Source organism: Lysobacter enzymogenes (genome assembly GCF_023617245.1).
In the GTDB taxonomy this organism is placed as follows: domain Bacteria; phylum Pseudomonadota; class Gammaproteobacteria; order Xanthomonadales; family Xanthomonadaceae; genus Lysobacter; species Lysobacter yananisis.
This window is the reverse complement of the sequence record NZ_CP067396.1, coordinates 3,851,794-3,874,679: the sequence shown is the minus strand read 5'-3', so window position 1 is coordinate 3,874,679 and position 22,886 is coordinate 3,851,794. Positions and strand designations below refer to the sequence as shown.

Annotated in this window: 18 protein-coding genes and 1 tRNA gene; 8 read left to right on the top strand and 11 right to left on the bottom strand. The window is 62.6% G+C overall.

Going from position 1 to position 22,886, the window contains the following annotated elements; all coding sequences use genetic code 11:
* The first annotated feature begins 169 nt into the window (after positions 1–169).
* Positions 170–1,153 carry a Dyp-type peroxidase gene (locus tag JHW41_RS15820; RefSeq protein ID WP_250443312.1) on the top strand — a complete coding sequence of 328 codons (984 nt, stop codon included), beginning with the start codon at positions 170–172 and terminating at the stop codon, positions 1,151–1,153.
* Here the strand turns inward: JHW41_RS15820 and JHW41_RS15815 are convergent.
* The 4 genes from JHW41_RS15815 to JHW41_RS15800 form a co-directional block, all read right to left on the bottom strand.
* Entirely contained in the window at positions 1,150–1,692 is a 543-nt protein-coding gene (locus JHW41_RS15815; RefSeq protein ID WP_250443310.1) for an AAA family ATPase, read from the bottom strand. The two genes, JHW41_RS15820 and JHW41_RS15815, sit on opposite strands and share 4 nt — an antisense overlap.
* 223 nt (positions 1,693–1,915) lie before the next feature.
* On the bottom strand, positions 1,916–2,155 hold the full coding sequence (locus tag JHW41_RS15810) for a hypothetical protein (protein WP_123648696.1): 240 nt from the start codon (positions 2,153–2,155) through the stop codon (positions 1,916–1,918).
* Positions 2,156–2,321: 166 nt separating this feature from the next.
* Positions 2,322–5,210: a protein kinase domain-containing protein gene (locus tag JHW41_RS15805; protein WP_250443307.1), complete on the bottom strand. Its 2,889-nt coding sequence runs from the start codon at positions 5,208–5,210 to the stop codon at positions 2,322–2,324.
* On the bottom strand, positions 5,207–5,770 hold the full coding sequence (locus JHW41_RS15800; protein WP_057947119.1) for an ECF-type sigma factor: 564 nt from the start codon (positions 5,768–5,770) through the stop codon (positions 5,207–5,209). Before JHW41_RS15800 ends, JHW41_RS15805 begins: the two co-directional genes overlap by 4 nt.
* Before the next feature lie 378 nt (positions 5,771–6,148).
* Between JHW41_RS15800 and JHW41_RS15795 the strand changes: the two genes are divergently transcribed.
* The 6 genes from JHW41_RS15795 to JHW41_RS15770 all read left to right on the top strand — a co-directional run bounded on the left by JHW41_RS15795 (position 6,149) and on the right by JHW41_RS15770 (position 12,324).
* Positions 6,149–8,068: an acyltransferase domain-containing protein gene (locus tag JHW41_RS15795; protein WP_250443304.1), complete on the top strand. Its 1,920-nt coding sequence runs from the start codon at positions 6,149–6,151 to the stop codon at positions 8,066–8,068.
* An 815-nt stretch (positions 8,069–8,883) separates the two neighbouring features.
* Positions 8,884–10,119, top strand: coding sequence for a site-specific integrase (locus JHW41_RS15790; RefSeq protein ID WP_250443302.1), 1,236 nt, complete (start codon positions 8,884–8,886; stop codon positions 10,117–10,119).
* Between the two features lie 146 nt (positions 10,120–10,265).
* The gene (locus tag JHW41_RS15785) at positions 10,266–10,448 is read left to right on the top strand and encodes a helix-turn-helix domain-containing protein (protein ID WP_250443300.1); all 183 of its coding nucleotides are present in this window, start codon (positions 10,266–10,268) and stop codon (positions 10,446–10,448) included.
* Positions 10,448–10,756: a hypothetical protein gene (locus JHW41_RS15780; protein ID WP_250443297.1), complete on the top strand. Its 309-nt coding sequence runs from the start codon at positions 10,448–10,450 to the stop codon at positions 10,754–10,756. Before JHW41_RS15785 ends, JHW41_RS15780 begins: the two co-directional genes overlap by 1 nt.
* Before the next feature lie 418 nt (positions 10,757–11,174).
* Positions 11,175–11,348 (top strand): hypothetical protein, encoded by a 174-nt coding sequence (locus JHW41_RS15775; protein WP_250443294.1) that lies wholly within the window; start codon positions 11,175–11,177, stop codon positions 11,346–11,348.
* A gap of 247 nt (positions 11,349–11,595) precedes the next feature.
* Entirely contained in the window at positions 11,596–12,324 is a 729-nt protein-coding gene (locus tag JHW41_RS15770; protein WP_343226557.1) for a primase alpha helix C-terminal domain-containing protein, read from the top strand.
* 212 nt (positions 12,325–12,536) lie between these two features.
* On the opposite strand, the gene JHW41_RS15765 is transcribed toward JHW41_RS15770, so the two are convergent.
* The 7 genes from JHW41_RS15765 to JHW41_RS15735 form a co-directional block, all read right to left on the bottom strand.
* Positions 12,537–14,066, bottom strand: a complete 1,530-nt coding sequence (locus JHW41_RS15765) for a hypothetical protein (protein WP_250443292.1) — start codon at positions 14,064–14,066, stop codon at positions 12,537–12,539.
* 80 nt (positions 14,067–14,146) lie between these two features.
* A complete protein-coding gene (locus JHW41_RS15760; protein ID WP_250443289.1) occupies positions 14,147–15,292 on the bottom strand; it encodes a hypothetical protein in 1,146 nt (381 codons plus the stop codon).
* A 6-nt stretch (positions 15,293–15,298) separates the two neighbouring features.
* A complete protein-coding gene (locus JHW41_RS15755) occupies positions 15,299–16,183 on the bottom strand; it encodes a hypothetical protein (protein ID WP_250443287.1) in 885 nt (294 codons plus the stop codon).
* A gap of 3 nt (positions 16,184–16,186) precedes the next feature.
* Positions 16,187–17,380: a hypothetical protein gene (locus tag JHW41_RS15750; protein ID WP_250443284.1), complete on the bottom strand. Its 1,194-nt coding sequence runs from the start codon at positions 17,378–17,380 to the stop codon at positions 16,187–16,189.
* Positions 17,358–18,758, bottom strand: a complete 1,401-nt coding sequence (locus tag JHW41_RS15745) for an ATP-binding protein (protein ID WP_250443281.1) — start codon at positions 18,756–18,758, stop codon at positions 17,358–17,360. The genes JHW41_RS15750 and JHW41_RS15745 overlap by 23 nt, the downstream gene beginning before the upstream one ends.
* Entirely contained in the window at positions 18,733–20,571 is a 1,839-nt protein-coding gene (locus tag JHW41_RS15740; protein WP_250443279.1) for a GNAT family N-acetyltransferase, read from the bottom strand. Before JHW41_RS15740 ends, JHW41_RS15745 begins: the two co-directional genes overlap by 26 nt.
* A gap of 367 nt (positions 20,572–20,938) precedes the next feature.
* Positions 20,939–21,015, bottom strand: a tRNA-Pro gene (locus tag JHW41_RS15735).
* A gap of 322 nt (positions 21,016–21,337) precedes the next feature.
* Between JHW41_RS15735 and hisS the strand changes: the two genes are divergently transcribed.
* Positions 21,338–22,720, top strand: a complete 1,383-nt coding sequence (gene hisS, locus JHW41_RS15730; protein WP_250443277.1) for a histidine--tRNA ligase — start codon at positions 21,338–21,340, stop codon at positions 22,718–22,720.
* Positions 22,721–22,886 lie beyond the last annotated feature (166 nt).

The window sequence follows — 22,886 nt, the reverse complement described above, 5'->3', positions numbered from 1 at the left end:
CCGAATCTAGCATCGCCCGGGCGCGCGGCTCAAACCGCCGGGCCGGCCGGCGCGCGGCCGTCGCCGGTTGCGGCGCTATGATCGGCCGATCCGCCGTTCGATGGCGCGCGCCGGACGCGTCGCGCATTCGTCGAATCCAGGCCCCTTTCGCAGCGCACAGAGGCAGACCGTGGCAGCCATCGTTTCCCAACCCATCGTTGCGGGCCTGACCCGTTCGGCCGTGTTCCTGGTGGTGACCCTGCGCCCGGAAGCGCAGCATCGGCAAACCGTGCGCGCGCTGTGCGCCGATCTGGCCGGGCTGCTGCGCTCGGTGGGTTTCCGCGATCTCGACGGCCGTTTGTCCTGCATCCTGGCCTTCGGCGACGCGGCCTGGGAACGCTTGTTCGGCGCGCCCAAGCCGGCGGACCTGCATCCGTTCCGCGCCATCGAAGGCAAGCACCGCGCCGTGTCCACGCCCGGCGACCTGCTGTTCCACATCCGCGCCGAACGCATGGACCTGTGCTTCGAGTTGACCGCGCAGATCCTCGCGCGGCTCGGCGAAGCGGTGGCCAGCGCCGAGGAAGTGCACGGGTTCCGTTACTTCGACCAGCGCGACCTGCTCGGCTTCGTCGACGGCACTGAGAACCCGGTCGATCAGGAAGCGCTGGATTCGGCCATCGTCGGCGCCGAAGACGCCGATTTCGCCGGCGGCAGCTACGTGATCGTGCAGAAGTACCTGCACGACCTCAAGGGCTGGGAATCGTTGCCGGTGGAGCAGCAGGAGCGCATCGTCGGCCGGCACAAGCTGTCCAACGTCGAACTCGACGACGCGGCCAAGCCGTCGTATGCGCACAACGTGCTGACGGTGATCGAGGAGAACGGCGAAGAGCTCAGCATCGTGCGCGACAACATGCCGTTCGGCGACGCCAGCAAGAGCGAGTTCGGCACCTACTTCATCGGTTACGCGCGCCAGCCGCGGCGGATCGAGCGCATGCTCGAGAACATGTTCGTCGGCAACCCGCCCGGCAACTACGACCGCCTGCTGGACTTCAGCCGCGCGGTCACCGGCACGCTGTTTTTCGCGCCGTCGGCGAGCTTCCTGGCCGCGGTGCCGGACGAGGACGGCACCGCGCAGGGCGCCGCGGCCGGCCCGGTGGCGACGATGGTGTCCTAGCGTCCGGGCGTCGGCAACGCGGCGGTCAGATCCAGCGCGCGCAGCAAGTCGCGCACGGTGGCCGCGACCGGGCCGGACGAGTCGAGCGTCAGGTCGGCCGATTCGCGCAGCAGCGGTTCCACCTGCGCGATAAGTTCGCGCACCGCGGCGCGTTGCGCCTGGGTGCTGCCGTATTCGCCGGCGCCGCGTTCGCGCAGGCGTTGCAGCAGGCAGTCTTCGCTCGCGCTGAGCAGGACGACGGCGTCGAAGCGGTCGTAGAACGCCGCCATGTTCGAAGCGGTGCCGGCCAGCAAGCGCGGGGCCCGCGACGGCTTCGCCAGCAGCGCGGCGACGCGGTCTTCGCGCCAGACCCAGTCGCGGCCTTGCTCGGGCGTCAAGGCATCGTCCGCGGCGGCGTCGACCCAATGCGACCACTGCGGGCTGTCCAGGTCGATCGCGTCGAAACCCAGCGCGATCAACTCGCGCACGACCGAGGATTTGCCGGCGCCGGACATGCCGGTGATCAGGTAGGTACGGGATTGGGGCGCAGGCGTGTTCATCGAGAGCTTGTCGAAAGGAACCGGGCGATCGTCGCGGCCGTATCGATCGTCTTTGCGCATCCGCGGCGTTCGGTCGTCGCGCTCTCCGCCGGCGACGATGCGGATTGTCGCACCGGCCGCAGCGCGAGGCGGTCGGGCCGGGCAAGAAAAAAGCCGATGACGGCGTCATCGGCTCGGCATGGCCGGGCGACGAGGCGGCTGCCCCGTCGCCCGCGGCGGCGGATCACTTCTTGGCGGTGGACGGCTGCGGTGCCGAGCGCGGCGCCTGGGTGGTCGGCGCCTTGGTCGCGGCGCGCTTGCCGGTGTTGGTGGACAGCTCGACCTGGCTGAACGGCGGCGAGCAGAACGGCGGGCCGGAGAACGGCGGGCTGCAGGCCTGGTAGGACGGCTCGCGGGCGAACGACGGGGCGCTGAACGTCGCGGTCGCGGCGATCAGCAGGGCGAAAGCAAGGGTGGTGCGCATGTCGATTCCTCTTTCACGGGGAGGTGAATGGCGTTCCTGGGCGCGGCGCGCGTTCGAATCGCATGCTGCGGAGTTGGAACAATCAAGAGTTCGCAGGGCGGCGGCGGAATCCGTCATCGCCGATGGAAATTTATTGGGCCGCGCGAGCCGGCGCAAGCGGCCGCGTTCATCCGCCGGCTCCGCGCGGCGCCGGCGCGGCGCGCGCGGGCGCCGCGTCCTGGCGCGCGTCGCGCCGGGATTCGCGGCCGGCGTCGTGCCCGGAATCGTGCCGGGAATCGTGCCCAGGGCCGGACCCGGAGCCGCGCTCCAGCTCCTGGCGCAGCCGCGCGGCGTCGGCCAGCGCCGGCGCAGGCGCGCGCAATTCGCGCCGCAACAGCGGCTCGGCCCGGTTCAGCAATTCGCCGGCGCGTACGGCATCGCCGCGGCGCAGCGCGATCCGCGCGGCGGCGAGTTCGACCGTGGCGATCGGCAGGGTGCCGGCGAGGTAGTGGCGCTGGGCCAGTTGCAGGGCTTCGTCGATGCGTTGCGTCGCGGCGATCAGTTCGCCGCGGCTGAGCGCGACTTCGGCCTGCAGCGAGCGCAGCACGATGACCGATTTCGGCTCCAGTTCGCGGTACTGCAGCACCGGTTCGGCGTCCTCGAGCGCGGCGGCGGCTTCCTCGAAGCGGTGCGCCTCGACCAGGCCCTGGGCGTGGCGCAGCTGGACGAAGGCCGGGCCGTAGAACACGTCCTCCTTGTAGCCGCGCGCCAGTTCCAGCGAGCGCTGGAAATCGGCGCGGGCCTGCGGATAGCGGCCCTGCGCGCTGAGCGAGAGGCCGCGGGTGTAGTAGGCGATGATCCGGTACATCGTGTACGCCGGGGCGTCCGGCATCCGCGCCAGCGCCGAGTCGGTCAGCGCCTGCGCGCGCGCGTGGTCGCCGAGGTTGGCGTAGGCCGCGGCCATGCGCACGTCGTCGCGGGCGAGCACGGCGTCGTCGAGCTTGAGCGCGCGGGCGATCGCCTGCGAGCGCTGGTAGTGCGCCAGCGCCGCGCGCGAGCGCCCGACATCGTCCAGCAGCAGCGCGGTGTACAGCTCCATGTCGGCGGTGAGCCGGCTGTTCTCGCCGTAGACGCGGTAGGCCAGCCGCAGCGCCTGCTCGGCGTTGGCCAGCGCCTGCGGATAGCGGTGCTGCGAGTAGCGCACCATCATCGCGATCCGGCGCAGCTGGTAGGCCGCCAGGCCGTCGCGCGCGGGCCGTTCGCGCTCGATGGTCTCGGCGATGCCGAGGTGGCGGGCCGCATCTTCGATCTTGTTCTGGTAGTACAGGCTGCGCGCCAGGCCGAGCTCGATCTCCATGCGCAGCTCCGGCTCGTGCTGGCCGGACGCGTCCAGGCGTTGCAGCGCGCGCTGCTGGTAGCGCTGCGCGGCGGCGAAGTCCGAGGTGTGCAGCACGACGCTGCCGTAATCGCTGTACAGCCGCGCCAGGGTCGGGGCGGGCGCGCCCTGGCGTTCGCGCAGCGCGATCGCCTGGTCGAGCGCGGCGCGCGCTTCGGGCAGGCGTTCGAGCTGCAACAGCAGGTTGCCGCGCACGTGCAACGCGCGCGCGCGCAGTTCCAGGTCCTGCGGCTGCGGCTTGCGCGGCGACAGCGCGATGGCCGCGTCGATCGCCGCCAGCCCCGGCTGCGGGTCGTTGATGTCGGCGTAGACCTCGGCGATGGTCAGCCACGCGACCAGGCGGGTGCGCTCGCTCTGGCTGCGGTCGGTCTGCAGCCGCGCGGCAGCGTTGGTGAGCAGGGTGGCGATGGTGATCGGCTGGCCGCGCACCGCTTCGGGCGAGGTCTCGGCCAGCACCGAGGCGAGGAAGTCGCGCGAGGCCTTGGCGTTGGCCGCTTCGGTCTCGGCCGCGCGTTCGGCCGCCAGCGCGCGCTGGCGTTCGTTGTTGAGCTGCCACACCGCGAGGGTGCCGGCGACCGCGAGCATCGCGCTGGCGGCGACCGCGACGCGGTTGCGGCGGACGAACTTGCCGACCCGGTACCACAGCCGGTCGGGCGCGGCGGAAATCGGCAGGCCCTGCAGATAGCGCTGGATGTCGTCCATCAGCGCCGCGACCGTGCGGTAGCGCAGTTCCGGATCGGTGGCGGTGGCCTTGCGCACGATCCGGTCGAGATCGCCGCGCAGCAGGTGGCGCAGGCTCGGATCGGCGACGCTGGCGCTGGGCGCCGGCACGGTGGCGTCGCCGCGGTACAGCGTCGACAGCCGTTGCCCGGTCAGCAGGTCGAACAGCAGCGCGCCGAGGCCGAACACGTCGGTGGCCATGGTCTCGGTCTGGCCGCGGTACTGCTCCGGCGCGCTGTAGCCGGGAGTGAAGGCGCGGGTCGGCGGATGGGTGGGGTTGTCGCCTTCCTCCAGCAGCGCGCCGACGCCGAAGTCCAGCAGCACCGGCGCGCCGTCGGCGCGCACCGCCACGTTCGAAGGCTTGATGTCGCGGTGCAGGACCAGGCGCTGGTGCGCGTGCTGGACCGCGTCGCACAGGCTCAGGTACAGCTTCAGCCGCTGCGGCAGCGACGGTTTCGCCTCGGCCAGGTACTGCGGCAGCAGCGGGCCCTCGACGTAGTCCATCACCAGGTAAGGCTGGCCTTCCGCGCTCTCGCCGCCGTCGATGTGGCGGGCGATGTTGGGATGGTTGAGGCCGGCCAGCATGGCCCGCTCGCGTTCCATGCGGCGCTTGTTGTGGGCGGTGCCGATGCCGTGCAGCAGCTTGACCGCGACCTGCTGGACGCGGCCGGCGACGTCGCGCTCGGCCAGGAACACCGCGCCCATGCCGCCGACGCCCAACTCGCGCAGCAGCCGGTACGGGCCGATGCTGCGCAGCGGGACTTCGCGCGCGACCTGGGTCAGGCATTCGCTGACCGGGTCCGGCGCGGCGTCGTCGTCGCAGGCGAGCAGGCGTTCGGCCGCCGCGACGATGTCCGCGTCGCTCTCGTTGTCGCGCAGGAACCGCGCGCGCTCGGCGGCGGGCCGTTCCAGCGCCTGGTGGAACAGCTCCTCGACCCGGCCGAACTGCGCCGGGGTCATGACAGGTGTTCGCGCAGCCAGGCCTTGGCGAAGCGCAGGTCGCGCTCGACGGTGGTCAGCGAGACGCCGAGGATCTCGGCCGTCTCCTGCTGGTTCAGGCCCATCAGGAAGATCAGTTCGACGATCCGGCACTTGCGCGGGTCTTGCTGTTCCAGCGCGCGCAGCGCGTCCTCGACATCGAGCCAGCGGTCGCCGGCGGCCGACAGATGCTCGGAGCCGGACAGGGTCACGTCGACCACGCCGCCGCCGCGCTTGTCGGCGTGCTGGCGACGGATCGTGTCGACCAGCACATAACGGATCGCGGTCGCGGCGATGCTGAAGAAGTGCTGGCGGTTCTGCGCGTCCAGGCCGTTGCCGCCGAGCAGGCGCAGCATCGCCTCGTTGACCAGCTCGGTCGGGTCCAGCACCGGCACGCTCAGGCGCGACAGACGACCGGCGGCGATGTTCCTCAGCTGCCGGTAGACCAGGTTCAGCAGGGCGTCCGGGGCCGCAGCGTCGCCCGCACGCCAGGCGGCGAGCAGGCGGGTGACATCGCCCGTCTCCTCAGGCTGTAGGTCCATGTTGTCCTGGTGGGGAGGTACCGAATCCGCAGAATACAACGCATGCGCGTGCCAACCAATCGATGGGGCCAGGACCTTTTTCAGCAAGATTTCCAGCACCAACGCAGCCCGGGGCGAGGCGGGGCGCGGGGCCGGCCGGCCCCGCCTGCGGCCGCTCCCGCCGCGGCGGGCGGCGCGGCCCGCTACGGGCGAACCCCACTCGATATGCGACGACCGTCACGCTGAATGCCCTGAACGCCGACGCGCGAACCCGAACGGCGACGGCATGACGGGTTCGGCCGCCGTCCTGCGAACTGTCTGGAAACCCTGGCGTACCTTCGCGCGGCCGCAGCGCGCGGTCCGCCGGCTCGCCCGCCGCAGGCCCCTCCGGACCGTTCGATGCACGCGTTCACGCAACCACTCGCTGTGGTCTTCCCCGGTCAGGCGGCGCAGCGCAAGGGCCTGGGCCGCGCGTTGTTCGCCCGCCACCGGCCGGCGCTGCGTCTGGCCGAGGAAGCGCTCGGGTACTCGCTGGCCGAGGCGGCGGAGTGCGAATGGCTCGAACACACGGCTTATGTCCAGCCGGTGCTGTTCGCGGCCAACGCGCTGGCGTGGCGCGAATGGGCCGATGCGCACGGCGCCGCGCCGGCGTTCGCGCTCGGGCGCGGGCTGGGCGAGTGCAACGCGCTGCACGCCGCCGGCGCCTTCGATTTCCAGACCGGGCTGAGCCTGGCCGCCGAGCGCGGCCGGCTAATGGCCGCGGCCGGCGGCGGGCGGATGGCGGCGGTGATCGGCTGGGACGCGCAGCGGCTGCGCGACGAACTGACGGCGATCGGCGCCGACGGCGACGGCGACGAAGACGAGGCGATCGACATCGCCGGTTACGACGCGCCGGCGCAGCAGACCATCGCCGGCGGCGCGGCGGCGATGGCGCGGGCCGCGGCGCGGTTGCGCGCGCGCGGCGCGCGGGTGATGCCGCTGCGCGCGAGCGGCGCCTTCCATTCGCGGCACATGCGCGCGGCCGCCGCGCAGTTCGCGCGCGCGCTGGCGGCGGTGGAGTTCGCGCCGCTGGCGTTCGCGGTGGTGTCCAACCTCGAAGCCGCGCCGTACGCGCGCGGCCGCGAGGCGCAAGTGCTGGCGGCGCAGATCGCCGCCGCGGTGCGTTGGACCGATTCGCTCGGCTACCTGCTGGATGCGGGCGTGGACCGCTTCGAGGAGCCGGGGCCGGCGCCGGTCCTGATCGGATCGATCGAGCAGTTTCGCGCGGCACGGCCGGCGTCGCGGGCGCGCGGGGAGGCGCGCTTGGACTCGGCCGTGCCGCCACTTCCTTTCGCCGCGGCGGCGCGGCCGCGGCGACGGCCGTCGCTGGTGGCGGTGCCGGCGTTGCTGGCATCGGCCATGGGCGCCGCGCCGGGTTCGTCGCCGTCGCCCGGGCTGCGCGCGGCCGCCGGCGAAGGCGCGCGCCGCGCGCGCGGCCAGCGCGACGCAAGCGGCACCGCGATGCGCGAGGGATTCGCCAGCGGCCACGGCGCGGCGCGCATGGCCTGGACCGGCGGATCGACCGGGACCTTCGGTTTTCGCGATGCCGGCGGCGTGGCGATGGCGCAACTGGAGCAGGAACTCGTCGCGATGCGGGCGGCGCTGCCGTCCGGCCAGGCCTGGGGGGGCGCTGTGCCGACCGGTGTCGCACGCATCCGCGACGAGGACGCAGCGCCGGCCGATGCCGCGACCGCGTTCGCCGCGCTCGACGCGCGCGCGCGCCGCGACGGCGAGCACCGGCGGCTGCTGGCCGAGGCGCTGGCCCAGGCGCTGCGCAGTCGCGCCGGCCGGCCGTTGCGCGTGCTCGAACTCGGCGACGGTCACGGCGAAGGCGTCGAGCGCGCGTTGCCGGCGCTCGATGCCGCCGGCGATGGGGTGGAGTTCGTCTATGCCGACGCGTCGCCGTTCCGCGCCGCGCTGGTCGCCGCGCGCTTCGGCGCTGGCCGGCCGTACCTGCGCAGCGTCGTGTTCGATCCGCGCGGCATCGTCGCCGACGCCGCCGCGTTGCGCGGGCGCTTCGATCTGATCCTGGCCGATACCGCGCTCGACGGCGGCGCCGATCCGCGCCCGGTGCTGGCCACCGCCGCCGGGTGGCTGGCGGCCGACGGCGAGTTGTTGTTCGCGGTGCGCGACGACGCGCCGGCGCGCGACTGGCCGGCCTTGCTCGCCGCCGCCGGCCTGACCCCGGCGCCGGCGTGCGCCGAAGCGTCGCGCGCGTGCGCCAGCGTGCGGGTGCATCGGGTCGAGCGCGTCATCCGCGCCGGCGCGACGCGGGTTTGAGGCGAGGCTGCGGGCTGCGGCCGTCGCTCCGGCGAATCCAGCGCACGGAATCGCGCATTCGCCGGCTGGAGCCCGACGCCACGGACGGCGTTTCTTACGGAGCGTAGCGCCAAGGACGGCGTGTTATCGCAGGCGGCGCCATGGATGGCGTCCCGGGGAACGCGATGCCATGGACGGCGCGCACGGAGCCTGGCGCCACGGACGGTCTCGTGTCGCAGGCGACGCCAGGGACGGCGTCCAGGGAGCGCGGTGCCACGGACGGCGCGCAGGGAACCGACGCCACGGATGGCGTCCATCGCGGGCGGCGCCACGGACGGCGTTCAGGGAGCGCGATGCCACGGAGGGCGCACAGGGAGTCTGGCGCCAGGGACGGCGTCTTATCCGGATCCGGCGCCACGGACGGCGTCGCAGGGAACATGAGGCCACGGACGGCGCCGACGGAGCGCAATGCCACGGACGGCGTTGTCGGGAAACGCGACGCCACGGACGGCGTTGTCGGGAAACGCGACGCCACGGACGGCGTCGAGCCGGCGCGGCGCCAGGGACGATGGCTTGCGTCGAAACGTGCAGACTAAAAGCGAGCAAACGAAAAAGCGCGCAAACGAAAAAGCCGGCGCGAGGCCGGCTTTTTCGTACGAATGATTTGGTCGGGGAGACAGGATTCGAACCTGCGACCTCTACGTCCAGAACGTAGAAACGTGATAAAATGGCTTCTGGGCGTTCACGATGATGCCCTTAGATTGGCGTCTCCGGGCGCCTTCCCGCATTCCTCGGTATGTTGGATTTTGCTGACAAGATGCTGACAGAGGCCTAGGATGCCCCAGATAAGACGCCAGACCCTCACCAAGATCATGGTCGAAGGCGTCAAGCCAAAGGCCAGCCCCTACCGGCTGTGGGATGCCAAGGTGCCGGGGTTGGCTCTCCGTGTGCTCCCTAGCGGACGGAGCACCTACGAGGTGCACTGGGGCAGGAATAAGTCCTTGGCCCTCGGGACCAATGGCGTCATGACGCTAGAAGGTGCTCGCACCGCCGCTAGGAGGATCCTCGGAGAGGTTGCCGAGCATGGCGCTCCGCTGGATGCCGCAAACTCCGAGTTGGGCAAGAACCTCACCTTCGGCGACTTCATCAGCGAGCGGTACGGCCCCTACATCCTCGCGACTCGCAAGGCAGGCGGGGACACTCTCGCGGCAATCACCGCCCAGTTTGGAGAACTGTTCCGCAAGCCGCTGGCCAGCATCAGCAAGGCCGACTGGGATGAAATCAAGACTAGGCGAATCAGCGCCGGGATTCACCCCTCGACGGTAAATCGAGATCTCGACCGATTGAAGGCGGCCCTGTTTCAGGCAGTGGAATGGAAGCTGTTGCCCGACAACCCCCTCCGCGGGGTCAAGCGCATCAAGCGCGGCATCGAGAATCGGGTGCGCTTTCTCAGCAAGAAGGAAGAAAAGGGGCTTAGGGCCGCGCTGGACGCGCGGGAACGGACCGCTAAGCAGCGCCGGGACAGCGGCAACAAGTGGAGAGAAGCGCGCGGGAAAGAGCTGCTGCCAGCCGTCGCCGGCTACTCAGACAACCTGATGCCTATCGTGCTTCTTGCGCTGAACACAGGAATGCGTCGGGGTGAGTTGAAGGCGCTGACGTGGGACGACATCGACATGCCCAACAAGGTGTTGACGGTGCGTGCGGGATATGCCAAGTCGGGCGAGACACGGCACATCCCGCTCAACTCCGAGGCAATGGCAGTCTTGCGCAACCTCAAGAAGCACAACGGGGACCGTGGCAAGCTGTTCGACGTGGGGTCGTTCTCGAAGGCGTGGAGCGGCGTGCTCGATACAGCCAAGATTGCGGACTTCCGCTTCCACGACCTTCGGCACACGTTCGCCAGCAACCTAGTCATGGCAGGTGTCGCACTCAACACCGTACGTGAGTTGCTCGGGCACAGCGAAATCGAGATGACGCTGCGTTACGCTCATCTCGCGCCGTCACACAAGGCCGAGGCGGTCGCAGCTCTCGTGAAGCGTCGAGCGTTGCGGCGCAAATCCATTATTAAATGATAGCTGAATAAAAATAAATTACAAATAGAATCAACCACTTGAGCGTAATTCCCTGATCTGGGAAATTGAACGCGTCGGAAGTACATGAATTGGCTACATGGGGTCGCGAAGGAGGAACCGCCGGCAGGACCAACGAGAAAAACAACATGAAGAAACTGATGTACTCGGTGGACGAGGCGTTGACCCTCCTCTCCATCTCACGCTCGCGCTTCTACAAGGCGATTGGGTCGGGTGACCTCCCCTTGGTCAAGCTGGGCCGCCGTCGAATGCTCACTCCGAAAGGTCTAGCAGCCTACATCGCCCGCGCAACGCGCAAGGGAGGTGCCTAATGGCTACCTCCAAACGACTTGCCCGCAAGATTGCCGCTCTTCGGGCAGTGATGTGGCTGAACTCCTTCAGTGACGCAGTGCGCTCTGGCGTTCTCTGCATCAATCCTGTCCTCTCGGAAGTGCGCGCAGACGAGATTGCGCGCGAATTGACCTTTTTCCTAGGCAAGCAACTGCCGTTAATTCGTCGCGAGCTACGTATGCCAGAGGGCATTTATGCCACGGGTCATCTACGAGGGTGGGAGGGTGATTTTCCGACGTACTCGCTCGCCAAGCTGTTGGATGATCAGGAACTCTGCCGCCAGACATAAGGGGCTGAGTAATGCCGCACCTTGTTAACTACATGTCGCTACAGCGCGCCATCAGTGGGTTTCAGATGCACCAAGACCGATGGCGCAACTCCGGGCTAGCCTCGGAGGTCATCGAGACAATCCAGCGATTGGCTCGTGCCCATCATGGCCTAGAAGGTGTCAATGACGTTCTCGAGGCGGAACAATATCGGTGCGCCCTAGCCAGAGAGGAAAGCGAGTGGCAATGCCATTCGTTGGCCGAGGACACTTTGAAGCGCCTATACGCTTCGCAGCGCGCCTTGATGATGTTCATTGCCTATCTCTTGGAGGACTTGCGTATCGGCAATCACGACCTGCCGGCGAGTCCTCCAAGCGAATAACGTCGGGCAGATGCTCGACACAACAAGAAACCGGGCCGATTCAGGCCCGGGAGTTCCCAATGTCACTTCAAAACCTGTCCGCCGCCAGTCTTCTGGCGGACGGAGGGCGGCTGATTGCCGCCATCGCGGGCAATTCCCGCATTTCATTCCAGACCTTCGCTAACACCGGGCGCAATCGCAAGGGGCTGACGAGGGTCTTCCACGGCAGTCTGGCTCAGCACGCCGATGCCTAGCCGCCCTCAATCGGGACGCTGCAAGCATCAACTTCATGGTCAACGAAGGAGATGGCCGTGGGCGGAGTGGGGCAAACGTCCTAGCCGTTCGCTCGCTGTTCGTTGACCTCGATGGCGCGCCGCTAGAGCCGGTGCTTTCGGGTCCAATTCAGCCCCATGCGATCGTCACCAGCTCCCCCGGCAAATACCACGCCTACTGGCTAGTGCAGGGCATGGAACTGCATGAGTTCAATCCGCACAACAGGCGATGGCAATAGCTTTTGGTGGTGACATCAAGGTTTCCGACTTGGGGCGGGTCATGCGCCTGCCGGGGTCATTTCACTGCAGGCGCGAACCAGTACTGTGCGAGCTGTTGGAGCTTTACAGCCATCCACGGTATAGCCGCGACGAAGTCGTCGCCGCATTCGGAGGGCCGAGCAAGGCCGCAGCTCCGCCTGCGCGCAGCCTAGCCCTAGTCGATGGATCTATCCCCGAGGGAGAGCGAAACTCCACTCTCTTTCAACTGGCCCACGCTTTCGTTAACAAGGGCTTCGGACCTGACCAGGTGCTCACGCGAGTCCAAGCCGTCAATGCGACGAAGTGCGCCGTGCCGCTGTGCGCCACCGAAGTGGACGCTATCGTGGACAGCGCGGTGCGACATGGCCCGTCCGGCTTCTTGAATTTGCCGCTGCGCATCTTTGACTCCGCGGCCTATCGCCAGCTCTCCCACGCGGCTAGGACCCTTGCTGCAGCCGCCTACCGTCGCTACAACGGCGAAAATAATGGCGACATCGCGCTTTCGTTCAGCGACTTCCCATTCGAGTTCACCCGCCGCGAGACGTTCTACGCAGCGCGGGCTGAGCTTGTGAACTGCGGCCTACTGCGGAGAATCCGTAAACGGTGCTACATCGGAGGGGTAGGGTCGCGACCCGATCTGTACGAGGTGGCGTTGAGTCCGCCTAGCGGAACAAGTCAGGAACGCTCGGCGGTCAACTAATAGTTTCAAGAAGGCTCTAAAGAGGGGGGGGCTCCAAATATTTCCGTGCATTTTGTATGAACCCATCTTGGACGGATCCAAGGGCAATCGAGGCAATCGCTGTGTTCTGACTTACGCATGGCGCTAGAGAAGATGAAAAATCTCATCTACCTCAGACGTGGCGCAGAGACAGCGAGCACTGCACACCAAATTGACGGCCAAGTAGCGACATCTCAGCCGAAAAGGGCGTTGGCAACTCGCTGAGACAGGCTCTCACGCAACTGATGTCTGCCAATGCCCAACGAAGCAAAGTGGTCGATAATGCGTCTTCGCCTTTGATCGATAGTGCTAACGTCAACCAGCGAATCGCCAAATGCTTGGTCGACTAATAGCCCTCTTCCGACTTGATAAACAACGGCTGGAAGAAGCGACGCGCACGCTAAGCGAGAAAGCTTCAACGTATACGGGAGAACGGAATGGCCCCGCATTCGCAAAAGGTGCTCCGCTAGGTCATCCACATGGGTCAGGCCATATGTGGCGAAACTCGATTGGGCGCGAAGAATTGAATCAACCTCGCGAGCGTTGACCGAGATCGTTACTTCCTCGAACGGCGTGGCGATTCTTGAGCTGTGGATCAAGCCAGGGAACTGTTTGCCCCTTGACACCATTTCTCTGACAACAAGAGAGCCGCTGCCGTGCCGCCCAGCCTCTGAGTTCCCGTAGACCATCAGCCGTCCCGGAGACACATCCTCCGGATCGAACTCGAAACTGCGGCCAAGTGTTCTTTCTGAGTCTGCGGTTCTCCAAATCCTTCCGTGCGCAACAATCCAGTCCACAATAAAGCGATGTACTGCGGTTGGAATTCCCTGCGTGCGGCTGCTCTCATTTGAATGTATATGACTGAGCTTCAGGCATATCTCCAGCCAGTCGAATTCACCCCACGCTATTCCTCGTTGGTGGAAGTCGAAAAATTTCTTGATGCCAGATGAATCAACTGTATAGGACGTTTGCCAGAAGGACTTGCCATCAAACCCCAAGCCAGTGCTCTTCAGGTATTCGCTCGTATCAAATAGCGCTGCAGCCAGACGCCATGCCTTCAATGCGTCTTCTGCCTTGTTGGCGCAGAGCGCTCCGCCGGTGTAGACCAGCAGGTATCGGCATTCGTTTCGTATGACGGACGTAAGCAGGGCGCGAGAAATTCGAATGCCTTGTTGACGCAATCGATCAACAACCTCGGCGATCGATGTAACCCCAGAGAGGGTCTTGTCAATTGCTTGGATCAGCTGGGCATAACTTAACGAGTCGGGCGACAGCACGGGTTCGCGAAGATGCGCGACGAACGCGAGCATGGGCGCAGAGTCAGCGCGCATCGCTTGATCAAACTTCCAGTTGGATACAAAAACCTCCCCCAAGTCCGTGGTGAGTACGGCTTGAGTTTTTTTAGACCATGATCCTAGAGACTCTGCAATCCACAGGGGTTCAAGGATCTCCACGTCGCTCTCGGCTGAAAGAAGCGACGCGTGCAATTGAGTTAGGTGGGCAGCAAGCTTCTCCACGTCTATGCTGCGGCCACAAATGTCGATTGACTCGTATCCGGGATCGAGATCGTCTAGATACCCATCTATATCGAACTCGTGTGACGCCGCTCCGAGAGACTCAAGCCACTGAAAAAAGTGGCTTGAGAATTCACAAAGCAAGTCGTGGCGAATGAGCCAAGTGAGCGGGGCGATGCTGTATCGCCCTGTTAGAACTGTGGAATGCAACGCGATTTCCCTCCCCCTGGGCTTCGCTATCGCTAATATGATTGCAGCTTCAGATTTGCATGTCCGTACAGTTCAATCGATTAAAGGCACTCAATTACTTCTTCCATAATGTCGAAGTCATCCAGTACTTGGAGCGTAACCAAGTTGTCCGGGCTTGGCTTGTAGCCGCCGATGCGGAGCTGTTCGATCGTTTCGTACATAGCCTTGACCAGCTTGCGGGGAGTCAGTTGGACAATCTGATCGACAAGGTGCTCGACTGTTTCCTCAGTAAACGGATAGAAGGGATCCGAGACGGCAACTCGGCGGGTTGCGAGCATTCCCTTTATGAAATCGACTGCCTGCTTCTTGTCCAGAAGCGACATGGCTATCATTCGGTCGATGCGCGTCAATACATAGTCCATGAAGAACGCGGAGAGTTCGCTCAATTCTGCCGAAATCGCGATCCCAAGTCCGAAGCACCCTTGGCAGCTGTCGTACAGATGGCGAAGATGATCGTTTACCAGCCTGCCTTCCTTCGAGCTTGCGCCCATAAGGTCGTCGAGTTCGTCGATGAAAAGATAGACAGCCCGCTTGAAGCGATTGTCCGGAACCGTCGGAGAAGGAATGTTGAACGTGAAGAGCTTTACAAGGCTTGTGAATCGAAGTACTGAGTCGAAGTCATCATTAACTTGAATTGCTGCGGACAACTCGCTCTTAGTGTTGGCTTCGTACAGTTTGACTGCAAGATTCACCAGCTCAGGGGATCCAAAGATCTGGGTAATTACCTTCTTGGGATCTTCGTGGCTGGGAATTCCGTGCTCACGCTTATAGAGGCTGATGCGGTCCTCCAAGAAGTGCGAGAACATTTCCAGGTCGGCAAGCAGGTCCGACTGGTTGATAACGAACTCTTGGAATGCCCTATGGAAAGAGAACTTTCCGCCTTGGGTCTTAAGCGAGCGAATGAAATAGGCGCAAGCATTAAACTCATCTCGCCGTTGGTGCATGATGAGATTCTGCGCCCAGAGCAAAGCGTGTGACTTGCCTGTTCCGAACCCGCCGTACATTAAGAAGAAGCGAGTGCTTCCAAGTTGGTCGGATCGTGCTTGCGTAAGCACGCGTGTCAGCCGCTCCTGTTCCTTCTCATAGCCTACCCAAACCGATGCCTTCTCGTGCGATGCAACTGCAGGGTTCTCTGTGAATGGATTCTCAGTCAGATTGCAAGCGTTATAGAAATCTGCGGGAGTCATAATCGATCACCTTGTCCTAATTCTGCGATTGTTGGTGTTTACTAGGGTGGTTCGGTAGTCTCTTGCCCTAGAATAGAACTCAATAACGACGTTCTCAAGGTCCTTGATAGACGACGATGCGACTGAGTAGTTCGTCTCAAGGTTTCCGGCGTCAGGTGTTGCCGGTATTCCCATGGCAGTTAGGTTTGATGATCCGATTATGCCTAAACTCGGCGTTGCCGCGGTTATGTGCTGACGATCGGTGTCGGTAAGGAAAAGATAGATCTTTGAGTGCAGCTTAGGTAGGAAGACGAGCTCAATGCCGCGAGCTGCTAGATCCTTATGTAGATTGCCGAACTGGGCGACCTGGTCCGCGCATGTAATCACTATGACTTCGGATCCGTCGCCCCTAATAGAATCGAGCGTTTGTCCTAGGCGATGTCCGCGCGCAAGAATTGTTGGATCTATAAATGGGCTCACTAGGTAGACAGATTTGTTCGGTATGAGGCGTCTGCCTAACAGGGCGCTATAGATGTACGGCTGCCGATTCGTGGACAGAATGCTGAGTGGCTTTGTCATGTTCTCAACTTCGTCCTCAATGACTTCCAGTTCGACGAGGTCATCGCTCTCAAGGCGAGGATCGACCACGCTGTCTTCCACAGAGTGTTGTCCGCATCGGTAGAAGATAAGCCTGCCTGATCTTACGACGTAGATAATCCGATACGCCGTGCGACCTCTGCTTGCATAGCGGATCCATGCATTGTCAATTCCATGGTAGCGATGATCATCTTTATTGTTGGCGATCCCTTCTGCTTCTGCATAAACGTGGCCGAATATCTTCTTGGCGAAATGGGCGTCGCCATTTCCTAGTAGGTCGTTTACGAATTGACGATGCAGGAGTACCGATTTCATTACTTAATGTCCCGAGAACGAAATTCCATAGACACTGACTCTCGATGGTCGAAGCAAGATGTTTCGCTTCTCCCGCGCGAGGCCTTCGAGATCGGACTTCAGGTCAGTCATTTGAATGTCGCTCGCGACGCAGATTCCAAGTGCGAACAGTGAAAACATGACGTACGGAAGCTCTCGTCGAAGCATTTGGAATCGCGTATCAGCCCTCTGGTAATTATCTAGTGCCCATCTAGCCAACTTTTCAATTTCCAGACTCCTCGAATCCGAGGTCGAGGTCGAGGTTATGCCAGCTTGTAGATACGTCGCGCTAATTGCTTGCAAGAGCATGCTTTGCGGCGCAACGAACTTCCCGTCAAGCGCCCACGTGACGTGGCGTGATTCCATTTCCGTATCCAGAGGCATTAAAACGATTGCGCTGGATCTATCTTCCGCAGGCAGAAACGAGCGGAGAGCCTCGAGATAGCGGCGCCCAAACTCTGTGTGAGTGCCGTCATCGAAAAGCCCCAAGTCTTGGGCCCAGGCTTCGCGCCTCGCGGGGACCTTCTTGAACCAATCAGCGGAGAGGGATACGGAAAAGTCTTGGATATCTTTGCTTTTTGTCACCCTTCGTGCTTGAGCGAAGGGGCCAGAAAGCGCGCCCTGATGACCCTTGCCGTCGCTTCCCGCTGCAACCTCTTGGAAGTCGATGATCTGGTGCAACTTTTCGCGATCGAACTGGTTCTTATAGGATTCGTAGAAGATCCGCAGCTTCGATCGACGGAACTCAGCGAGCCCTTCCTCGTACTTTGACTTGTCAAAGCTTGTCGAGAGCAACAGGCCGAACAGCTCTCCATCAGCCAAAGTTATCGAGTAGAGCAGAACCGCCCGGATCGCTCGATCGAACGCCAAGGGATCATTGGAGTAGTAGTTCTTGAGTAGTGCCCCAACATCAAGAATTGTCTGAGGAACTGGACGGCCATTGTCCACCGTAAACATTCCGAGTACGGAGAACAGGTTTTCAAAGTGCTTGCGGGCAGGGAGTTCTCGCCTGAAGCCGGTCGTGACGAGGTTTCGCCAGCTTGGGTCTGAAAGCTGTTTCTCGGCAACGTAGAGATCGATCAGCTGTTTATAGCGAGCAAGCGTCGATTCGAGACCGACCGAGTAGCCGATCTTACGAATCAGAAGCTTTGTTTCGTTAGATTGGACTATATCCACCATGTGCCGTGACTCTCGGTCTAATTTGAACCATAAGTGCACGGCTGGTTCCGTGGTCACTCAGAAAGGAATTGCCCGGCCCCAGTAGACGGATCATGTCGCCGAAATCAGTGTAGCTCTGCCCCGAGACCTTCATCCGTTGGACGGGCTTGGTGGGGATGCGGTTGGTCGCGGAGTTGATATCAGCTTGGAAGGTCAAGCGGTGATTAATTGTCAGATTGACCTGGCTGAGGATGCGATCATCGATCGCTGATGGTTGCTGGGTGGCCAGAACGAGCGAAAGCCCAGCATCCCGACCTCTCTTCACGTACTCGATCAAGGCCGTGCGAGCTGGGCTTGGTGCGTCGCAGGGGGCGACTACGTGCGCCTCATCAATGATTAGCCAGACCTTGCTTGGTAGGTCGGGGCCGTCATACGTCTTATTAAAGAAGGTCGCGACCTTCTTCTTGCTGTGCATCTTCCCCATTACAGAGAAGAGTTGCCTTGCGATGATTGCCGTGATCAATGCCTTGTCTTCATTGCGAAGATCCCGGAGCATCAACAGGTGGCAGTGTTCTTTCGTCAGCAATTGTTCGATACCGTTGCCGGTCTCGTCGAACAGTCTTGTCCGCCGATAATCCTCTAGTTTGTAAAGTAGCGCTCGTCGCGACGACTCCGAGGAATTTGGCCAGTTTGAATCGTTCTCAACGTAGGCGATTAGGTCGCTGATACCAAAGTCTTGGCCTTCGAACGCCTCAATCGAAGCGGAAATGATGTGCCCCTGCGGGCCGTACAGATCTAGCCCGAATAGTGAACACCACTCCTCGGGCAAGACGTCGCGCGGGCGAATGGTGATCTCTTGCTCGGTTCCCAAGAATTTCTCCGTGCCGGGTGGCACAAATACTTTCAGCTTCGCGAGCCTGTTCGGTTTTAGATTCCACTTCTTTAGCTGCTCAAGTTGCGCGGCATTCTCAGGTATATCGCCATTTGGCTCATAGCCAAGTGTCCAGAATTGACTCTGGGTGTCAATTACAATCGAAGTGATGGGCGTAACTTCGTTCTGAATAGTCGAAGAGTTTGCGAGAGGGCTGATGCCCTCGATGATCACACCAAGGTCGAAACTCTTTCCGCTACCTCGCGTGCCCGTGATGTAGATGACATGAGGAAACGTTGTGTCAAGGTAGATGTCCGAGTTGAGATAGGACTTTCCGGCGCTACATTGCTCGCTCACTTTTCCGAGGAAGAGAAGCTCGCTGTGATCTTCACCTTTGAGGCCTCGACCAACCACGATATTGCTACCTCGAGACACGTATTCCAACTTTACGATCGGGTCTTCAATCGTAAATGGCGAGGAGTCGAAAATGCGCCCGAATGTGTCACTCAACTTTCTCGAAAAACTCATCCGCATACTCCTGGGTCTTTAGAATCCTCGGTTCTGAACCAAGGTCGAAATTAATTACACGTGTTGCCCGAAGTGCCTTGAAGAAATGCCCGTTATTCGCCGCGGCAACAAAGATGATGACGCCCATTCGGTCTGCAAGAGAGCGAAGCTTCGCCGCGATTACCCCTGCCGTTACGGGGTCTAGGTCTGCGCCAAATTCATCCAGCAGCCATACGCGCTTCTTCTGGAGAATTAGGTCGGCGAGTAGTGCGCGATACTTTTGGCCTTTGCTCAACATCCAGAAAGGTTTGACCATCGGTATTGCCTCAGAGAGGCCGACCGTGGCTAGCGCCTTAATTGAAGCGGACAGCCCATACTCCTCCGCGAAGTAGTCGATGACCACCTGTTCTTGTGGAATTACTGCGAGCTTTGATGTTGAGGGCACCAAAAAGCGCTCATGCATTACGCGAATATTTTGATGCAAACGGTGATCATTCAGTCCCAAAACGTCAAGGAATATCGACTTTCCAGTTCCGGATGCCCCGGTCAACAGGAAAATATTCCCGCTTGTCGCAGAGAAGCTCGAGACTTGAAGCAGACGCTGCTTTACGGTGTTGCCAACCAGCCCAAATGCATCCTTGATTGCTTTCACATTGCTCGAAGTCGGCAAGTCGATACTTGCCGAGACGTGCAATTCACCAATTTCAATTCGAGAGTCGAAGTACTGCGTGGAGTCATCGAGAGAGCTTGAGCGAGGAGGAATAATTCCGCGGACATACTTCTCGGAATCTTCATCGAGACCCTTTACGTAGTAGGGTCTCGGTTCCCGGAAGATTTTGCGTAGCAAAAGCCAAGAGCGATCATCTACGAGCTTTGCTGGCGATTTGCTAGAGGCGATTTCCTCGATTGCGCTAATAGCGTCGTCGATCGAGATTCCTTGCAAGCTAGCGAATTCGGAAACAACCGCGTAGTACTTGTTCTGGAGCGACATGATTCCAGATGTAATCTTTTGGCCCTTATGCATCGAGCGCATGTCTTTGGCGACGCGAGCCTGATTTCCATCTGAGTTGCCGCAGTAGGTGTAGCCTGCGCCAGAGACGAAATCGAAGTGGTTGAGCATCTCCGCCGAAATTTCGATGAACAGAGGGCGGCGACGCTGGACATGCCATCGCTCTCTTGCGAATTGTTCGGCCGCCAGTACGAGCCGCTTTGCCAGACCGATGCCACGAAAGGTCGGATGCGTAACCACGCGTGAAATGCGAACAATAAGGTTGAGATATTGCTTAAGGCTATGTTGGTTCCATTCCGACCATTGAACATCTCGCGTTGTATGCTTGAATGGTCGCGCGAAGGCCCTGTGTCTTGGTCCAACCATCATCAAGGGCATTCCCAGCTCGATGTAGCCCAGATACTCCGTCCTCTTTCCGAAATTGGTACTTACGAGAAGCACCGCCTTTCGGCCGCCCCCTAGGGTCTCGCCAGCCTCGTCCTGTTCGAGCAAGTGCGGGCTCGAACGATAGTGGAATCGTTCGAGCATTTGGTAGGCGGAGTACTTCTCAGGGCTGTCGATCTCTGTGAAGGTTATGGTGACGTTCTTGTTCCCGATCGAGATCTGCTCACTCATTTCAAATGTGGGCACGATCGGAATGAGACCCTTGGTTGAGTCTGCCGCTGCTAATGAAATCTTTTGGTTCGTGTTTCCTGTGACGATAAGTTCGTCGTTAGCAAGGACTGGCGCAAACCGTGGCAGGGTTATCTCGCTCTTTTTCAGCGCTGAGGAAAGAAGGGCGATTTTTTTGTGATCTGCTACTCGAACCGATTTGACTTGGGTCATCTCAAACTCACCGCTGCACTGATAGCCCCGCAAATGAACGCACATTTGCGAGGAAAGAACCAGGTGGGATGGCCAAACGGTCTAGCGACTGCAAGGCTGCGGCAGCAGCGTGAGTCCGGCCGTGTGCCGTAAGCGTTCCCCCCGAGTCGATTCTACGTCTCCTTTGCAGGAGCGGTAGCACCTCCGCCAAGGTTTGCGTAGTGAAGCGCGAGATCCGGCGGGAGCCCTTGGGGCGAAGACGGCCGAAGGCGGGCGAGATGCGACCAAACGTGCAGCGTCTCGGACGCGTCTTGGTCGATTTGCTGACAAAGTGCTGATAAACAAAAAACCGGCGCGAGGCCGGTTCTCTGTAATGCCTTGATTTTATTGGTCGGGGAGACAGGATTCGAACCTGCGACCTCTACGTCCCGAACGTAGCGCTCTACCAGACTGAGCTACACCCCGACTTCGTGAGCCGCAAATTCTAGCGGCGCTCCCGGGGGCGTGCAAGAGGGGACGACAGAAAAATTTCATTCCGGTTGCGCCGCCGGTCGCGGATGGGCGCAAAACCGCGTCGCGGCGGGCTTGTCGCCGCATCGGCAAAGCCGGGCGGGCGCGGGCGTCGGGCGCGAAGGCGCGCGGACGGACGGCCGCTACCGACCGGACGGCCCGCAATCGCTAAACTAAGCGCCATGCCGGCGAGGCCCGCCGCGCGCGCTGGTGCAGCGCGCGCCGGCGCCGATCCGGGCCGCCCTTCTCGCGCCATCGCAGTAATTCGGAGTCTGACTTGATCAAGCCTCGCACCCCGCCCGGGGTCATGGAGCTGCTGCCCCGTGACCAGATCGCGTTCCAGCGCATGCTCGACACGATCCGCCGCAATTTCGAACGCTTCGGCTTCCTGCCGGTGGAAACGCCGGTGATGGAGCTGACCGAGGTGCTGCTGACCAAGTCCGGCGGCGAGACCGAGCGCCAGGTGTACTTCGTCGAGTCGACCGGTTCGCGCGAGAAGAGCGCGCAGGACGGCCGCGCCGTGCCCGAGCTGGCGCTGCGCTTCGACCTGACCGTGCCGCTGGCGCGCTACGTGGCCGAGCACGAGGCCGAGCTGGCGTTCCCGTTCCGCCGCTACCAGATGCAGCGCGTCTACCGCGGCGAGCGCCAGCAGCGCGGCCGCTACCGCGAGTTCTACCAGTGCGACATCGACGTGATCGGCAAGGACAGCCTCAGCGTGCGCTACGACGCCGAGCTGCCGGCCTGCATCTATGCGGTGTTCTCCGAGCTCGACATCGGCGCCTTCACCATCCAGCTCAACAACCGCAAGCTGCTACGCGGCTTCTTCGAGGCCCAGGGCGTGGCCGACGGCGAACTGCAGGCGCTGGTGCTGCGCGAGGTCGACAAGCTCGACAAGCGCGGCGCCGACTACGTGCGCGAGACCCTGACCGGCGAAGGCTTCGGCCTGTCGGCGCAGGCGGTGGCGACCATCCTGGCCTTCGTCGAGACGCGCTCGACCTCGCACGCCGACGCGCTGGCCAAGCTGGCCGCGCTGGGCGAGGGCAACGACTCGCTGCGCCAGGGCGTGGCCGAACTGCGCGAGGTGCTGGAACTGATCCGCGCGCTGGGCGTGCCGGAAGCCAACTACGCGCTGAACTTCTCCATCGCCCGCGGCCTGGACTACTACACCGGCACGGTCTACGAGACCACGCTCAACGATTACCCGCAGTTGGGTTCGATCTGTTCGGGCGGCCGTTACGAGGACCTGGCCAGCCACTACACCAAGTCGAAATTGCCGGGCGTGGGCATCTCCATCGGCTTGACCCGCTTGTTCTGGCAGCTGCAGGAGGCCAAGTTGGTCAGCACCGCCGACAGCAGCGTGCAGGTGCTGATCGCCCAGATGGACGACGCGCAGCTGCCGCAATGCCTGGCGCTGGCCAGCGAACTGCGCGCCGGCGGGCTCAACACCGAAGTGGTGATGGAGCCGTCCAAGCTCGGCAAGCAGTTCAAGTACGCCGACCGCGCCGGCATCCGCTTCGTGGTGGTGCTGGGCGAGAACGAGATCGCCAAGGGCACCGCCACGGTCAAGGACCTGCGCCGCGAGGACCAGTTCGAGGTCGCGCGCGGCGAGCTCGCGCGCACGTTGCGGGTCGAGCTGGAACAGTCGCGGGTCATGAAGTGATCCTCGCGCGCGCCCGTCGCGTCGGCCGCGGGCGCGCATCGCGCGCGCGGCCGGCGGCGCGCGCGCAAGGCGGGGCGGCGCCGAGCGCGCCGCATCGCCGGCATTCGCCGCGCCGGCATCGTCCGGCGCCGGCTGCAGCATCGGCGCAAGCCGACACCCACGCCGC

Bases quoted from the DNA above. Each gene is read 5' to 3' on its own strand.
- JHW41_RS15815 (WP_250443310.1), bottom strand. From the start codon at position 1,692: ATGAACACGCCTGCGCCCCAATCCCGTACCTACCTGATCACCGGCATG.
- JHW41_RS15810 (WP_123648696.1), bottom strand. From the start codon at position 2,155: ATGCGCACCACCCTTGCTTTCGCCCTGCTGATCGCCGCGACCGCGACG.
- JHW41_RS15805 (WP_250443307.1), bottom strand. From the start codon at position 5,210: ATGACCCCGGCGCAGTTCGGCCGGGTCGAGGAGCTGTTCCACCAGGCG.
- JHW41_RS15800 (WP_057947119.1), bottom strand. From the start codon at position 5,770: ATGGACCTACAGCCTGAGGAGACGGGCGATGTCACCCGCCTGCTCGCC.
- JHW41_RS15795 (WP_250443304.1), top strand. From the start codon at position 6,149: ATGCACGCGTTCACGCAACCACTCGCTGTGGTCTTCCCCGGTCAGGCG.
- JHW41_RS15790 (WP_250443302.1), top strand. From the start codon at position 8,884: ATGCCCCAGATAAGACGCCAGACCCTCACCAAGATCATGGTCGAAGGC.
- JHW41_RS15785 (WP_250443300.1), top strand. From the start codon at position 10,266: ATGAAGAAACTGATGTACTCGGTGGACGAGGCGTTGACCCTCCTCTCC.
- JHW41_RS15780 (WP_250443297.1), top strand. From the start codon at position 10,448: ATGGCTACCTCCAAACGACTTGCCCGCAAGATTGCCGCTCTTCGGGCA.
- JHW41_RS15775 (WP_250443294.1), top strand. From the start codon at position 11,175: ATGTCACTTCAAAACCTGTCCGCCGCCAGTCTTCTGGCGGACGGAGGG.
- JHW41_RS15770 (WP_343226557.1), top strand. From the start codon at position 11,596: ATGGCAATAGCTTTTGGTGGTGACATCAAGGTTTCCGACTTGGGGCGG.
- JHW41_RS15760 (WP_250443289.1), bottom strand. From the start codon at position 15,292: ATGACTCCCGCAGATTTCTATAACGCTTGCAATCTGACTGAGAATCCA.
- JHW41_RS15755 (WP_250443287.1), bottom strand. From the start codon at position 16,183: ATGAAATCGGTACTCCTGCATCGTCAATTCGTAAACGACCTACTAGGA.
- JHW41_RS15750 (WP_250443284.1), bottom strand. From the start codon at position 17,380: ATGGTGGATATAGTCCAATCTAACGAAACAAAGCTTCTGATTCGTAAG.
- JHW41_RS15745 (WP_250443281.1), bottom strand. From the start codon at position 18,758: ATGAGTTTTTCGAGAAAGTTGAGTGACACATTCGGGCGCATTTTCGAC.
- JHW41_RS15740 (WP_250443279.1), bottom strand. From the start codon at position 20,571: ATGACCCAAGTCAAATCGGTTCGAGTAGCAGATCACAAAAAAATCGCC.